General features: G+C 73.1%; 14 protein-coding genes. 5 read left to right on the top strand and 9 right to left on the bottom strand.

Going from position 1 to position 13,342, the window contains the following annotated elements; translation table 11 throughout:
* Window positions 1–44 precede the first annotated feature (44 nt).
* Complete coding sequence (locus tag ACLJQF_RS36845; RefSeq protein WP_410614897.1) at window positions 45–3,422, top strand: indolepyruvate ferredoxin oxidoreductase family protein; 3,378 nt, start codon at window positions 45–47, stop codon at window positions 3,420–3,422.
* On the opposite strand, the gene ACLJQF_RS36840 is transcribed toward ACLJQF_RS36845, so the two are convergent.
* The 3 genes from ACLJQF_RS36840 to ACLJQF_RS36830 all read right to left on the bottom strand — a co-directional run bounded on the left by ACLJQF_RS36840 (window position 3,403) and on the right by ACLJQF_RS36830 (window position 5,405).
* On the bottom strand, window positions 3,403–4,029 hold the full coding sequence (locus ACLJQF_RS36840; protein ID WP_410614896.1) for a response regulator: 627 nt from the start codon (window positions 4,027–4,029) through the stop codon (window positions 3,403–3,405). The two genes, ACLJQF_RS36845 and ACLJQF_RS36840, sit on opposite strands and share 20 nt — an antisense overlap.
* Window positions 4,030–4,094: 65 nt before the next feature.
* Entirely contained in the window at window positions 4,095–4,601 is a 507-nt protein-coding gene (locus ACLJQF_RS36835; RefSeq protein WP_410614895.1) for an ATP-binding protein, read from the bottom strand.
* A 162-nt stretch (window positions 4,602–4,763) separates the two neighbouring features.
* Window positions 4,764–5,405, bottom strand: a complete 642-nt coding sequence (locus ACLJQF_RS36830; RefSeq protein WP_410614894.1) for an FMN-dependent NADH-azoreductase — start codon at window positions 5,403–5,405, stop codon at window positions 4,764–4,766.
* 82 nt (window positions 5,406–5,487) lie between these two features.
* Here ACLJQF_RS36830 and ACLJQF_RS36825 point away from each other — a divergent pair, with 82 nt between their 5' ends.
* Window positions 5,488–5,958, top strand: coding sequence for a MarR family winged helix-turn-helix transcriptional regulator (locus tag ACLJQF_RS36825; protein WP_410614893.1), 471 nt, complete (start codon window positions 5,488–5,490; stop codon window positions 5,956–5,958).
* Between the two features lie 19 nt (window positions 5,959–5,977).
* On the opposite strand, the gene ACLJQF_RS36820 is transcribed toward ACLJQF_RS36825, so the two are convergent.
* Window positions 5,978–6,814: a helix-turn-helix domain-containing protein gene (locus ACLJQF_RS36820; RefSeq protein WP_410614892.1), complete on the bottom strand. Its 837-nt coding sequence runs from the start codon at window positions 6,812–6,814 to the stop codon at window positions 5,978–5,980.
* A gap of 127 nt (window positions 6,815–6,941) precedes the next feature.
* Here ACLJQF_RS36820 and ACLJQF_RS36815 point away from each other — a divergent pair, with 127 nt between their 5' ends.
* Window positions 6,942–7,244 carry a hypothetical protein gene (locus ACLJQF_RS36815; RefSeq protein ID WP_410614891.1) on the top strand — a complete coding sequence of 101 codons (303 nt, stop codon included), beginning with the start codon at window positions 6,942–6,944 and terminating at the stop codon, window positions 7,242–7,244.
* Here ACLJQF_RS36815 and ACLJQF_RS36810 read toward each other — a convergent pair.
* Genes ACLJQF_RS36810 through ACLJQF_RS36800 form a run of 3 tightly spaced genes read right to left on the bottom strand, consistent with a single transcriptional unit; the run spans window position 7,201 to window position 9,624 of the window.
* Window positions 7,201–7,797, bottom strand: a complete 597-nt coding sequence (locus ACLJQF_RS36810) for a CPBP family intramembrane glutamic endopeptidase (protein WP_410614890.1) — start codon at window positions 7,795–7,797, stop codon at window positions 7,201–7,203. The two genes, ACLJQF_RS36815 and ACLJQF_RS36810, sit on opposite strands and share 44 nt — an antisense overlap.
* Window positions 7,794–8,690 carry an NAD(P)H-binding protein gene (locus tag ACLJQF_RS36805; RefSeq protein ID WP_410614889.1) on the bottom strand — a complete coding sequence of 299 codons (897 nt, stop codon included), beginning with the start codon at window positions 8,688–8,690 and terminating at the stop codon, window positions 7,794–7,796. The genes ACLJQF_RS36810 and ACLJQF_RS36805 overlap by 4 nt, the downstream gene beginning before the upstream one ends.
* A gap of 10 nt (window positions 8,691–8,700) precedes the next feature.
* Window positions 8,701–9,624 carry a DMT family transporter gene (locus ACLJQF_RS36800; RefSeq protein ID WP_410614888.1) on the bottom strand — a complete coding sequence of 308 codons (924 nt, stop codon included), beginning with the start codon at window positions 9,622–9,624 and terminating at the stop codon, window positions 8,701–8,703.
* Window positions 9,625–9,697: 73 nt separating this feature from the next.
* Between ACLJQF_RS36800 and ACLJQF_RS36795 the strand changes: the two genes are divergently transcribed.
* On the top strand, window positions 9,698–10,633 hold the full coding sequence (locus ACLJQF_RS36795) for a LysR family transcriptional regulator (RefSeq protein ID WP_410614887.1): 936 nt from the start codon (window positions 9,698–9,700) through the stop codon (window positions 10,631–10,633).
* On the opposite strand, the gene ACLJQF_RS36790 is transcribed toward ACLJQF_RS36795, so the two are convergent.
* On the bottom strand, window positions 10,623–11,498 hold the full coding sequence (locus ACLJQF_RS36790) for a LysR substrate-binding domain-containing protein (RefSeq protein WP_410614886.1): 876 nt from the start codon (window positions 11,496–11,498) through the stop codon (window positions 10,623–10,625). The two genes, ACLJQF_RS36795 and ACLJQF_RS36790, sit on opposite strands and share 11 nt — an antisense overlap.
* 85 nt (window positions 11,499–11,583) lie before the next feature.
* On the opposite strand from ACLJQF_RS36790, the gene ACLJQF_RS36785 reads away from it, so the two are divergent.
* A complete protein-coding gene (locus ACLJQF_RS36785; protein WP_410614885.1) occupies window positions 11,584–12,537 on the top strand; it encodes a threonine/serine dehydratase in 954 nt (317 codons plus the stop codon).
* Here the strand turns inward: ACLJQF_RS36785 and ACLJQF_RS36780 are convergent.
* Window positions 12,479–13,297, bottom strand: a complete 819-nt coding sequence (locus ACLJQF_RS36780; RefSeq protein ID WP_410614884.1) for an LLM class flavin-dependent oxidoreductase — start codon at window positions 13,295–13,297, stop codon at window positions 12,479–12,481. The genes ACLJQF_RS36785 and ACLJQF_RS36780 overlap by 59 nt on opposite strands.
* Window positions 13,298–13,342 lie beyond the last annotated feature (45 nt).

Genomic DNA, 13,342 nt, shown 5'->3' with positions numbered 1-13,342 from the left:
TCGCAGTCTGCCCCGAAGCGCACCGAGGCGAAGGGAGCCGCGCCGTGGAGACGTTCACGCTGGAGGACCGCTACCTGCGGGAAGCGGGGACCGTGCACCTGACCGGGGTGCAGGCCCTGGTCCGGCTGCTGTTCGACCGCGTCCGCCACGACCGTGCCCGCGGCGGCGACCCCGCCGTCTTCGTCTCGGGCTACGAGGGCTCGCCGCTGGCCGGCTACGACCTCGAGCTCGGCCGCCGCGCGACGCTGCTGGAGAAGCACGACGTCGTGCACCGGCCCGGCCTCAACGAAGAGCTGGCCGCGACGTCGGTCATGGGCAGCCAGCTCGTCGCCGGGGCCGGCGGGCAGCGGGGCGTCACCGGTTTCTGGTACGGCAAGGCGCCCGGGCTCGACCGCGCCTCCGACGCTCTCCGCCACGCCAACCTGGCCGGCACCGATCCGCGCGGCGGCGCGGTCGCGCTCGTCGGGGACGATCCCAACGCGAAGTCCTCCACCGTTCCCTGCGCGTCCGAGCTCGCCCTCGCCGACCTGGCCATTCCGATCCTCTACCCCACCGATTCCCAGGACGTCCTCGAGCTCGGCATGCACGCGGTCGAGCTGTCGCGCGCGGCCGGGGTGTGGACGTCGCTGAAGGTCGTCGCCAACGTCGCCGACGCGTCCGGCACGGCGACCGTCAGTCCGCAGTGGAGCGCCCCGAAGATCGCCAAGGCCTACCGGCACCGGCCGACGTCACGGCTGCTCGGCACCAGCCTCGCCGAGCTGGAGCGCAGCTTGTTCACCGTCCGGCTGCCCCTGGTCACGGAGTACCTGCGCGCGAGCGAGATCAACCGAATCACGCAACGCGGGCGGGCCGACCGGATCGGCATCGTGTCCGCCGGCAAGTCCTATCTGGACGTCCAGCAGGCGCTGCGCACCCTCGGCCTCGACACCCAGGCGCAGGAGAAGCACGGCATCCGCATCCTCAAGCTCGGCGCGATCCACCCCCTCGAGCCCGCGATCGTCCGCGAGTTCGCGGACGGCCTCGACGAGATCATCGTCGTCGAGGAGAAGCGCGCCTTCGTCGAGACCGCGCTCAAAGAGATCCTCTACGGCCTCCCCGGCGCGCCGAGGATCACCGGCAAGAAGGACCTCGACGGCCGCACGCTGTTCACCGAACTGGGCGAGCTGGACCCGGACGGCGTCGCGGCCGGGCTGGCCCGCCGGCTACCCGAGGACATCCCGTCGGTCGAGGCCTACCGGGGACGCCGGCGCCGCGAGCGCATCGCCGTCCCGCTGCTCGCTCGCACGCCGTATTTCTGCTCGGGCTGCCCGCACAACTCGTCGACGAAGGTCCCGGAAGGCACCCTCGTCGGCGGCGGCATCGGCTGCCACACCATGGCCTTGTTCATGGAGCCCGACCAGGTCGGCACCGTCCTGGGCGTGACGCAGATGGGCGGCGAAGGCACCCAGTGGATCGGCATGGCGCCGTTCGTCGAGGCGGAGCACTTCGTCCAGAACATCGGCGACGGCACGTTCACCCACTCCGGCAGCCTCGCCGTGCGCGCGGCGGTCGCGGCCGGCGTGAACATCACCTACAAGCTGCTCTACAACTCCGCCGTGGCGATGACCGGCGGCCAGGACGCGGTCGGCGCGCTGCCCGTCGAGAAGGTCGCCCAGCTGCTGCTCGTCGAGGGCGCGAAGCGGGTCGTGATCACCAGCGACGCACCGGCGAAACACCGGCGGCTGCCGCCCGGCGTCGAGGTCCGCGACCGCACCGAACTCCTGCGCACGCAAGAGGAACTGGCTGCGATCAAGGGCGTCACCGTGCTGATCCACGAGCAGGAGTGCGCGGCCGAAAAGCGCCGGAAGCGCCGGCGCGGCAAGCAGACCGCCCCCGCGACGCGCGTGGTCGTCAACGAACGCGTCTGCGAAGGCTGCGGCGACTGCGGCACCAAGTCGAACTGCCTGTCCGTGCAGCCGGTGGCGACCGAGTTCGGCCGCAAGACCGCGATCCACCAGTCGTCGTGCAACGTCGACTACTCCTGCCTCGCCGGGGACTGCCCGTCGTTCGTCACCGTGGTGCCGTCCGGCCGGAAGCAGCGCCGGAAGGCCGCCGAGCTCGCCGCCGACGCCGTCCCGGCGGCGCCGGAGACCGCCGCGAAGGACTTCACCGTGCGGATCACCGGGATCGGCGGCACCGGTGTGGTCACCGTGACGCAGATCCTCGCCACCGCCGCGGTGCTCGACGGACGGCACGTCCGCACGCTCGACCAGACCGGGCTCGCGCAGAAGGGCGGCGCGGTCGTCTCCGACCTCAAGGTGACGGCGGAACTCGTCGAACAGGCCCCGAAGCTCGCCGCCGGCGAGTGCGACCTCTACCTCGCCTGCGACGCGCTGGTCGGGGCGGACGCGGCGAACCTCGGGGTCGCCGATCCGGCCCGCACGACCGCCGTCGTCTCCACCACCGAGGTCCCGACCGGCCGGATGGTCGTCGACACGACGGTGTCCTTCCCGGACGCCGGCAGCGTGCTCGCGCCCATCGAAACCGCCGCGTCGCGCACGGTTTCGCTGGACGCGCGCGGCCTGGCCGAGGAGTTCTTCGACGACGACCAGTTCGCCAACGTGCTGCAGCTCGGCGCGGCCTACCAGACCGGCGCGATCCCGCTGCCCGCGTCGGTGATCGAACGCGCCATCGAACTGAACGGCACCCAGGTCGCCGCGAACCTGCAGGCGTTCCGGCGCGGCCGCCTGCTCGTGGCCGAGCCCGCGGTGGAAGCCCCGAAGGCCGTGACGGCCACCAAGCCCGGCGCCGCGCGGGCCCTGGTGCACGCCGAGCCCGGTTCCGAGCTGGCGCGGCTGCTCGACATCCGGATCCCCGACCTGGTCGCCTACCAGGACAAGGCCTACGCCCGCGCCTACGCGGAGTTCGTCGAGCGGGTGCGGGTGCTGGAGGGCGGGCCGACCGAGATCACCGAGGCCGTCGCGAAGCACCTGTACAAGCTGATGGCGTACAAGGACGAGTACGAGGTCGCCCGGCTGTCGCTGGACCCGGCGTTCACGGACGGCCTCGAAGAGCAGTTCGGCGCGGGCACGCGGTACGCCTACCGGCTGCACCCGCCGGTGCTGCGGGCGCTCGGGATGAAGCGCAAGATCAGCCTCGGCCCGTGGTTCCGCCCGGCGTTCCGGCTGCTCCACGCGCTGCGCCGGGTGCGCGGGACCCGCTTCGACCCGTTCGGCCGCGCCGAGGTCCGGCGGGTGGAGCGCGAGCTGATCGAGGACTACCGCAGCGTGGTCCTGCAGGCGTTCCGCACCGAGGACCGGGCACGGGCGCTGGCGCTGGCCGAGCTGCCCGATCTCGTCCGCGGCTACGAGGACGTCAAGCTGGCCGCCGTGGCCCGGTACCGCGAGCGGCAGGCCGAAGTCCTCACGCCCGCAGGTAGCTGAGCATCGCCTGGGCGCCGTCGGAGACGCGCAGCTTCGTGCTGACGTCCCCGGCGTGCTGCCGGGCCGCGGCGGTGCCGATGCCGAGCAGCCGTCCGATCGTCGGCACCGAATGGCCCTCGGCCAGCAACGCCACGACCTCGCGCTCGCGGGCGGTCAGCGTCGCCACGGGGTCGCCGGGCCGGGGCCGGGACAGCTGGACCGCCACCACGTCGCGGTCCAGGACGGTGCCGCCGGCCGCGACGCGCCGCAGCGCGTCGAGGAACTCCTCGGGTCTGCCGACGCGCTCCTTGAGCAGGTACCCCGCTCCCCCGCCGCCGGCGGCCAGGAGGTCGCCCGCGTAGCCGTCTTCGACGAACGCCGACAGCGCGAGGATCGCCAGACCGGGGACCCGGCGCCGGGCCTCGAGGGCGGCTTGCAGCCCTTCGTCGGTGTACGTCGGCGGCATCCGGACGTCGACGACGGCCAGGTCCGGTTCCTCGCTCTCCACCGACGCCACCAGGTCGCCGGGGTGGTCGACGGCGGCGGTGACCTCGAACCCCTCGCTGCGCAGGAGCAGCACCAGCCCCTCCCGCAGCAGGGCGTCGTCCTCCGCGATCACGATCCGCACGACGGCTGCCTCCTCGCGTCCACGTCGCCCCCTGCCTGGATGCACGGATACGCGAGGGAAAGCGTTCAGCTCTGGCCGGACCAGCCGCTCAGCCGGGTCAGCAGCCGTTCCAGGACCTCGGGGTCCGCGGCCACCGGATCGCCGGAGACGGGCTCGTCGACGAGCGTCCGGCGGTCCTGGCGCCGGGGCAGGCGCACCTGCCGCGCGCTCATCCCGCCCGGCAGCGCCAGTTCGCACCAGGTGGTGCGGCCGCCGCCCTCGGCGGGCTCGACGCCCAGCCGCTCGCCGGGCCGCGCCTGCGGGTCCGGCCGGCCGGGGATGTCGTCGTCCACCTCGATCGAGAGCACGTCGGCCCGTAGCCGCAGCCTCACCGTCACGAAGGCGGGGGCCTTCGGGTTTCCGGCTTCGACCACGGCTCCGACCAGCCGTTTCGCGGTGGCGGTCACCTGCTCCAGCATCGGCAGCAGGGACCAGTCGGTGAGAATCAGGCGGACGAACAGCTCGGTGACCGGCAGTGCGCTGGGCTGCGCGACGAGCCGGATGTCGTCCATCTGGGAGGTGTGCGCGCTCAAACCCGACCTTCCTCGCCCAGGTGCGACCCGTGCCGCACCGCGTCAGTCCGCCCGCCGCGGCACGCTACCGCCCTGGCCGGTCGGGACCGCCGTCGGGGCCACGGGTGCGAGGTCGGCGCGCCGGCCGCGCGCACTCCGCCGCGGCCGGGCGCCTGGTGCCGGTCAGACCCGGGCCGCAACCCACAGTTCGTCGATGGCACGTTCCGCCGCCGCGAGGCTCTCCTCGGCGAGCGGGACGAGGTCGGCCATCGCCGGGCGCACCGGCGCCAGCGTCAGCTCCGCCGTGATGAAGCGCGGCTCCAGCCCGGTGAGGGAGACGCCGTGGGGCAGCCACTGCTGGGCGTGGTCCCAGCCTTCGCGGGGCGTGCCTTCGCCGTAGCCGCCGCCCCGGCTGGCCAGCACGACGAACTCGCGGCCGCCGAGCAGGCCGGCGTAGGTCTCGGTGTCGACCGAGAGCCCCGGGGCGATGAGGTGGTCGACCCAGGTCTTGACGCTGCTCGGCGGCCCGAAGTTGTACAGCGGCAGGCCCAGCAGGACGGTGTCGGCCGCCTTCACCTCGCCGACGATCTCGAGGGTCCGCGCCCAGGCCGCCGCCTGCTCCGGCGTGTGCTCCTCGGCCGGCGTCCGGTCGGCCAGCGCGCCCGCCGCGTCGAGGTGCGGGAGGGGGTGCGCGCCCAGGTCGCGGTAGGTGACCGTGCCGTCCGGGTGCGCGGAGCGCCACGCCGCCGCGGCCCGCGCGCTGAGCCGGCGGCTCACCGAGGCCTCGCCCTGGATGCTCGAGTCGATGTGCAGGAGATGAGCCATGTCGTTAGCCGCCCATAGATCGTTGGTGTAAGACAAACTATTGATACCACATCGACCATTGGGTTGCCCATATACTGGGCGCATGACCCAGCTCCCGGTCGTCAACCAGCCCCCGCACCGCTGCGGCGCGCTGGTCGACCACCTCGCGCGCCGGCTTCGGCTGCGCAGCGAATCGGTGCTGGCCCCGCTCGGCCTCCGGCCGCGTCACCTGATCACCCTCACGGTGCTGCGCGATGGCGGCGGCAGCTCGCAACAGCACCTGGCGAAGACGCTGGAGATGGACAGCACGAACGTGGTGACCCTGCTCAACGAGCTGGAGACCGAGAACCTGATCGAGCGGCGCCGGTCACCCGTGGACCGCCGCCGGCACCTGGTCGAGCTGACGGATGTGGGCGCGAAGCTGCTGGCGCGCGCAGAATTCGCCTTGACAGCGGTCGAGGACGAGGTGTTCAGCGGGCTGAGCGACGATCAGCGCGAGACGCTCTACACGCTTTTGCAGCAGGCGACGAGCAAGACGGGCGTGGAAGCCTGCCGGGAGACGCCACCCTGCTGAGGTCGGGCGACGTCCGGCGTCAGAGGGGCTCTTGGTACAGGGCCAGGACCCGCTGCAGCTGCGCTATCCGCCGCTGAGCGTCCTCCAGCTGACTTTCGAGCTTCTCCCGCCGGCGGCGCTCGTATTCGGCCCGGGTGAAGTGCAGCTCCATGAAGTCGACGACGCGGCCCAGCTGCTGCCGGCTGTCCTTCGACTCGGCGGCGACGAGCTCGACCTGCTCTTCGGCCTGGCGTCTGGCCTCGTTGATCTCGGCCAGCTCGGCTTTCATGTTCTCGATGTGCTCGCGTTCGCGGTCGTGCAGGACGTGCAGGTCCTGCTCGCGCCGGACATCGCCCGGCGAGACCACCGCTCCGGCGGCTGTCCGGCCGGCGCGCAACCGCTCCAGGTCGGCCTCCAGCTGCCGGCACTTGGTCTCCTCGCGGGCCAGCCGCGCCGCCAGGTCCTGCTCCCGCCGCCGCAGGTCGGACACTTCCTGGCGCGCCTCGACGAGGCGGTCGCCCAGGTCACGGGAGACGTCGTCGAAGTCGTTCCGGACGACGACCAGATCGAGCTCCTGCGGGGTTTCCAGCCGTGCCCGGGCTCGCTGCCACGGCTCGAGAGCGTCGCTGGGCAACCCGCACGCGAGCAGGATCGTCACCAGCTGGTGCTCGCGCGGCAACCGGGTCCCGTTGAACAGGTCGGTCATGGTCGATTTGGCCAGCGACTTCGGCCGGTTCGACGACGACCTGGCCAGCTCGTCGTAGGTCATCCCCGAGCGTGATCTGACCTGCCGCAGCAAGCCGGCGAAGTCGGCGACGCTGTTCGCCTGGCCCGGGACCAGATCGCCGAACAGGCTGGATGACGGGGATAAGACCACATCAACCGGTCGCGCCGGCGCGCCGGGGTGTTACGCGTTCCGTTCCGGACTGTCCCCTCTCGTTCGCATCGTTCCGGCTTCGTTCGCATCGCTGGGGAACACGGGTCCGGCACGGTCTTCTGTAGCCATGAACTCCTCGAGCACCAGAACCGGCACCACGAGCTCCACCGACCTGTTCGCCTTCCTGAAGTGGGTGATGAGCTCCCGGGCACGATCGAAGGACATGCGCAAGCTGCTCTGCGTCGCCGCGGGTATCGCGGTGGTGCTCATCGGCGCGCTCGCCGTGGGCGTGGCCGCGTCCGGCCTGTCGTCCGCTGCCGCCAGTGTGCTCTGCGGTGCCGCGGGCTACGGGTTCCGGGCTCGCAGGAGCCCCCGTCACCACGTCGTCACCGAGGCGGACTGTCCTCCGGCGAAAAGAGGCGCGGCATGAAGGCGAGCATCAGCGCCGACCAGACCACGTGCGTCAGCAGCGGCGCCTGCACCCCGCCCGACCGGCCGCGCTGCCACGCGAACACCGTGCCCATCACCGCCGATGCCAGCACCAGCGCCGGGTTCCGGGTCGCCGTCGTCGAAAGCACGTACACCGCGGTGGAAACCCGTGCTCCCGCCGCGTCGTACAGCGCGCCGCGGAAGAACACCTCCTCCGCCGCTCCCGTGAGCAACGTCGTCGCCGCCACCGAGGCTGTCGAGCCGCGGCGGGCGTGGTCCAGCACTCCGGTGATCGCCCGGCGCAACGGCGGGATGCGCCGGGCCACCAGCGCGCACCCGTAGAACACGCCGAACGCGCCCACGCCCGCCGCGACGGGCCGGACGACGTCGTGGCGACCGCGGTGCACCGGTCCGGCCGCCTGGGCTCCGGCGAGCCAGGTCGCCGCGACCGACGCCGTGAGCACGTGGAAGCGGCGGGATCCGGGGCGACTGGCCAACGACGCGCCGAGCAGGCCGGATCCGGCGGCGGTCACCGCGGCGAGGAACGGCTTCACGCCGTCCGCCGGCTCTTCGCGCGCTCGCCCAACGCTTGCAGGACGGCCTCGTCGTAGCCCATCGGCTCGAACTCGACGATCCGGCGGATGGTGTCGTCCCGGACCACTACCTCGTTGGTCATCGAGTCGATCAGGGCCCGCCCGGTCGTGACGTCGATGTCCGTGACCAGCGACAACCAGAACGACGACAGGCGCGGGGAGAGCAGCGGCACCGGCACGATCAGCAACGGCCGGCCCTCGATCGCTGCCACCCGCTGCAGCATGTCGCGGTAGGCCAGCACTTCGGGACCGCCGATGTCGAACGCCCGGCCCGCGGCCTCCGGGTGGTCGAGGACGCCGACGAGGTACCGGACGACGTCGGCGACCGCGATCGGCTGCGTGCGGGTCCTCACCCAGCGCGGCGTCACCATCGCCGGCAGGTGCTCGACCAGCTGCCTCGTCAGCTCCCACGACGTGCCGCCGTGGCCGATCACGATCCCCGCGCGCAGCACCGTCACCGGCACACCGGTCTCCCCCAGCAACCGCTCGACCTCGCGCCGGCTGGCCAGGTGTTCGGACAGCGCATCGTCGTCGTCGCCGAGCCCGCCGAGGTAGACGATCCGGCGCAGGCACGCACCCTCGGCCGCCCGGGCGAACGCGCGCGCGGCGTCGGCGTCGCGGCGCTTGAAGTCCGCACTGTCGAGTGAATGCACGAGGTAGTACGCGGCTTCGGCGCCCTTGAGCGCGTCCCGCAGCGAGCCGACGTCGGCGACGTCGCCGCGGACGGCTGTCCCGGCGCCGCGGTACTTCGCGGGGTGGCGGGTCATCGCGAGCACCTCGTGCCCGGCTGCCTCGAGCTCCGGGCACAACCGGCTGCCGACGAACCCCGACGCCCCGGCCACCAGCACCCGCATGCCCGCGACGTTAGCCGGGACGGCCCTCGCGCGCAGATCGTCCGCCCCCGGCGAAGCAGACCGCGGCGACGACCCCCGCGCACCCGATCAGCTGCGCCCACCCGGGCGTCTCCCCGAGCAGGCCGATGCCGAGCAGCACCGCGCCGACCGGCTGCAGCAGCATCAGCGTCGCGCCGGTGGTGGCGGACATCCGGGGCAGCGCGGCGGAGATGAGCAGCCAGCCCGCCAGCTGGCCGATGACGGCGAGCGCGACCAGCCAGCCGAACGCGGGCAAGCCCGGCGTGAGGTCGAGCGTCCCGGTCGGGACGCCGAGCACGACCGCGACCACGCCGGCCGAGACCGTGGCGAGCACCAGCGAGTGCGCCTGCGTGCCGGTGCCGCCGCTGAGCCGGATCAGGAAGAGGTAGCCGGCGTACCCGGCGCCGGCCAGCAGCGCCGCGACGGCGCCGGTGGCCGGGTCCGGGCCGAAGGACCCGGTGCCGGCGAACCCGCCGGCCAGCACGATCCCGGCGAGCAGCACGGGCACCGCGACGAGGAATCGCTTCGACGGCCGCTCGGCCAGGAACGCGAACGCCAGCAGCGGCACGATCACCACCTGGACGGCGAGGAGCACGGTCGCGATGCCGGCGCCGACCCGCGGGATCGCTTCGCCCCAGAGCACGAAGTCCAGGCCGAGACCGGTCCCGGCCAGCAGCGGGAGGAGCACGCGACGGCGCGGCGCCGGGCCGGCCTTCCGCCGTTCGCGCCCGGCCAGCAGGAGCAGTACGGGCAGGGCGAGCAGGCAGCGCCAGAACGCGCTCGTGCTGCCGCTGACGTGCGAAACCTTGATGAAGACCGACGACAACGAGATGCAGAAGCTGCCGAGCGCGGCGAGCAGCCGCGGGTCGAAGCGGTCGGTGAACGTCGGGGCGGGGCGACTGGCGGTCGTGAGCACGCCTCCAGCGTGCGGACGGTAACTGTCAAGGACAAGCGAATGTTTCTGCGGTGAATTCGGTAGCATCGCTACCGTGTTCGGACTGGAGCGGATGCGGGCGCTGCACGCGGTTGCGACCTACGGCTCGGTCGCCGCGGCGGCCGAGTCCTTGCACGTGACGCCGTCCGGGGTGTCGCAGCAGCTGGCGAAGCTCGAACGGGAAGCCGGGCAGCGGCTGCTGGAGCCGCGCGGCCGCGGCGTGCGGCTGACGAAGGCGGGCCAGGTGCTGGCCGGGCACGCGGAGCGGATCCTCGCGCAGGTCGCCGAGGCGAAGGCGGACCTGGAGCTGCTGCGCGAGGACGTCATCGGCCCGCTGCGGATCGGCGCGATCCCGACGACGGTCCACGCGCTGCTGCCGCCGGCGCTGGCCACCCTCGCGGCACAGCACCCGCGGCTGGCGGTGACGCTGCACGAGGGCGAGGCCGAGCAGACGCTGCCCCGCGTGCTGGCCGGCGATCTCGACGTCGGGGTGCTGGAGAGCTGGGAAGACCGGCCGACGGTGATCCCGCCGTCGACGACGCGGATCGCGTTGTTCTCCGACGTCGCGGACCTCGCCCTGCCGGCCGGCCATCGGCTGGCCCACCGCAAGGCGGTCGACCTGTCCGAAGTGGACGACCTGCCGTGGATCGGCTGGAGCGCCGGGTCCGGGTGCTACGAGTGGCTGGTGCAGGTGCTGCGCAACCAGCGGCTGGAGCCGCGGATCAGCTGCACGGTCGGCGGCTACCCGACCCAGCTGGCCCTGGTGGCGGGCAACATCGGCGCGGCGCTGGTGCCTCGGCTGGCCCGCGACCGGCTGCCCGAGGGGGTGCGGATCCTCACCACGCGGCCGGCGTTGAGCCGCACGATCCACGCGGTCTGCCGGGCGGGCGAAGAGGACCGCGGGGCGGTGCGGGCGTGCCTGGACGCGCTACGGGCCGCCTCGGCGAGGTTCGAAAGCGCGGGCCGTCCGGTGGGCCGGGTCACCGGCTGAGCCGGGCCACCATCTCGGTCACCAGCCGGCCCGGACGCCGGTGGTGCACCAGGAAGATCTCCCGCACCGGCCGGGCGTCCACCGCGTCGCGGACTTCGACCCGGTCCGCGCCCACTCGCTCCAGCACGGTCTCCGGCACGAACGCGATGCCCAGCCCGGCCTCCACCAGCGCCACGATCACCTGGTAGTCCCGGGTTTCGTACGCCACGCGCAGCCGGACGCCGGCGGCCTCGGCCAGCTGCTCCAGACACGCCCGGTTGGGTACGCCCGGGCCGCCGGAGATCCAGTCCTCCGCGGCCAGCGCCCGCAGGGTGAGCCGGCGGGTGCGGGCCTTCGCGTGCCCCTTCGGCAGGATCAGCCGGAACCGCTCCGAACGCAGCAGCGACCGCTGCAGACCGCGCGGGTCGGGCAGCGGTGCGCCGGGATAGCGGTGGGTGATCAGCAGGTCGAGCTCGCGGGAGCTGACCAGGCCGTACCCGTCCGGCGGCTCGAGGTCCAGCAGCCGCAGCGCCACGCCGGGGTGGTCGCGGCGGAAGCCGGCCAGCGCGGCGGGCACCAGGGTCATGCCCGCGCTCGCGAACGTGCCGACCGTGAGTTCCTCGTCGAGCAGCGCCCGGACCGTCCGCTCGGCGGTGCGCAGCTCCCCGACGATCGCCTCGGCGTGGACGAGCAGCGCCTCCCCGACCGGCGTGAGCGTGACGCCACGGGCGTGGCGGTCCAGCAGGCGGGCACCGACGTCGCGCTCCAGCTTGGCCAGCTGCTGCGAGACGGCGGACGGGGTGAAGGAAAGCCGTTGCGCGGCCGCGGCGATCGAGCCGGCGTGCGCTACTTCGGCCAGCACGGCCAGGCGGTGGGCGTCGAGCACGGAAGCCTCCAGCCGTAAGTTCTGCTAACTCCAGCATAGGAGACGTCGCTGGTGCTTACGGTGGCCCGCGCGCATGCTGGAGCCCATGATCAGCACTGCGGATGTGGAACAGGCGGCCGCGCGCATCGAGGGCCGGATCCGCCGGACTCCGGTGCTCGCCGCGGACGAAGGCGTGTGGCTCAAGCTGGAGCAGTTGCAGCACACCGGGTCGTTCAAGGCCCGCGGCGCCTTCAACCGGATCATCGCCGCGGGCGAGCAAGCCGGCGTCGTGGCCGCGTCGGGCGGCAACGCCGGTCTGGCCGTCGCCTACGCCGCCCGGGAATTCGGTCTCCCGGCACGGGTCTACGTCCCGGCGACCGCGCCCGCGGTGAAGGTCGTGAAACTGCGGCAGCTCGGTGCGGCCGTCGAACTGGCCGGCGAGAAGTACGCCGACGCCTACGACGCGGCCGTCAAGCACGCGGCGGACTCGGGCGAACTCTTCTGCCACGCCTACGACCAGCCCGACATCTGTGCCGGACAGGGCACCCTCGGCCTCGAACTGCTGGACCAGGCGGGCGACCTGGACACGATCCTCGTCGCGGTCGGCGGCGGCGGGCTGCTGGCCGGCGTCGCCGCCGCGGTCGAGGGCCGGGCGCGCGTGGTCGGCGTCGAACCGCGCACGATCCCGACGCTGCACTCGGCACTGGCCGCCGGTGAGCCGGTCCCGGTCGACGTCTCCGGCGTCGCCGTCGACTCGCTCGGCGCGACCAGGCTCGGCGACATCGCCTTCGCGGTCGCCACCCGCACGGACGCCGGCTCGGTGCTGGTGGCCGACGCCGCGATCGCCGACGCGCGGGCGGCGCTGTGGGACCGCTACCGCCTGGCCGTCGAACCCGGCGGGGCGACCGCGTTCGCCGCCCTGCTCTCCGGCGCCTACCGGCCCGCGCCGGGAGAGCGGGTCGCCGTTCTGCTCTGCGGCGCCAACACCGACCCCGCCACGCTCACTTCCCCGACAGCCGCGCCACCACCGGGGCGAACTCCTCGAGGAACGCGCCGTTGACGCTGAAGTAGGACACGCCCTGCTCCTCGCGACGGCGTTCGAGCTCCGCCACCATGTCGTCGACGTCGCCGCGGAGCAGGCCGAGGGAGTCGTGCTCGATGAGCGTCTCGGCGTCGACGCCGATGAAGCCGCGGATCCACGGCGGTACCTCGGTGCCGACGACCCAGATGTTCATCGCGAACTCGATGTCGCGGTCACCGGCCGCCGAACGGACTTCCCCGACGTGCCCGGTCATTTCTTCCCGGGTGGTCAGGACACCGCCGGCCATCGTGACGATGTCGGCCTTGAGCCCGGCGAGGCGGCGCACCTTCGGCCCGCCGGCGGCAATCATCACCGGCGTGTGCCCGTCGCCGTCGAGCCGCCGGACGTGGTCGATCGTCTCGGAAATCGAGTCGAGCCGGTCCTGCCCCGAACCGTACGGCAGCCCGAGTTCTTCGGCCTGCTGCCGCATTTCCGGCCGTCCGGTGCCGAGGCCGAGCTCGAACCGGCCGCCCGTGACGACGGTCAGGCTGTGCGCCTCCCAGGCCGCCGCCCGTGCGGTGCGCAGCGGACTGGCCAGCACGAACGAGCCGACCCGCAGTTCGGTCGTCGCTGCGGCGGCCGCGGCGAGGGCCGCGGTCGGCGTCGGCATGTTCACGTTGTCCGGGCACAGCAGCGTCGCATAGCCGAGCTCTTCGGCGCGGCGAGCGGTCGCGAGCCACTGCGCTCCGCCCCCGGTCGCGCCCGCGACCACGCCGAACCGGAACGCCTTCTGCGGCATCGGAACACCCCCACATCGTTGGTCCTTCGATCAAACCACCGGTGC

This window comes from Amycolatopsis sp. lyj-109 (genome assembly GCF_046548995.1).
GTDB lineage: Bacteria > Actinomycetota > Actinomycetes > Mycobacteriales > Pseudonocardiaceae > Amycolatopsis.
The sequence above is the reverse complement of the archived record's forward strand: the minus strand, read 5'-3'. Positions and strand labels throughout refer to the sequence as shown.

Excerpts from the sequence above, each read along its gene's own strand:
- ACLJQF_RS36785 (WP_410614885.1), top strand. The coding sequence starts at position 11,584 with ATGATCAGCACTGCGGATGTGGAACAGGCGGCCGCGCGCATCGAGGGC.
- ACLJQF_RS36830 (WP_410614894.1), bottom strand. The coding sequence starts at position 5,405 with ATGGCTCATCTCCTGCACATCGACTCGAGCATCCAGGGCGAGGCCTCG.
- ACLJQF_RS36780 (WP_410614884.1), bottom strand. The coding sequence starts at position 13,297 with ATGCCGCAGAAGGCGTTCCGGTTCGGCGTGGTCGCGGGCGCGACCGGG.
- ACLJQF_RS36815 (WP_410614891.1), top strand. The coding sequence starts at position 6,942 with ATGAACTCCTCGAGCACCAGAACCGGCACCACGAGCTCCACCGACCTG.
- ACLJQF_RS36805 (WP_410614889.1), bottom strand. The coding sequence starts at position 8,690 with ATGCGGGTGCTGGTGGCCGGGGCGTCGGGGTTCGTCGGCAGCCGGTTG.
- ACLJQF_RS36825 (WP_410614893.1), top strand. The coding sequence starts at position 5,488 with ATGACCCAGCTCCCGGTCGTCAACCAGCCCCCGCACCGCTGCGGCGCG.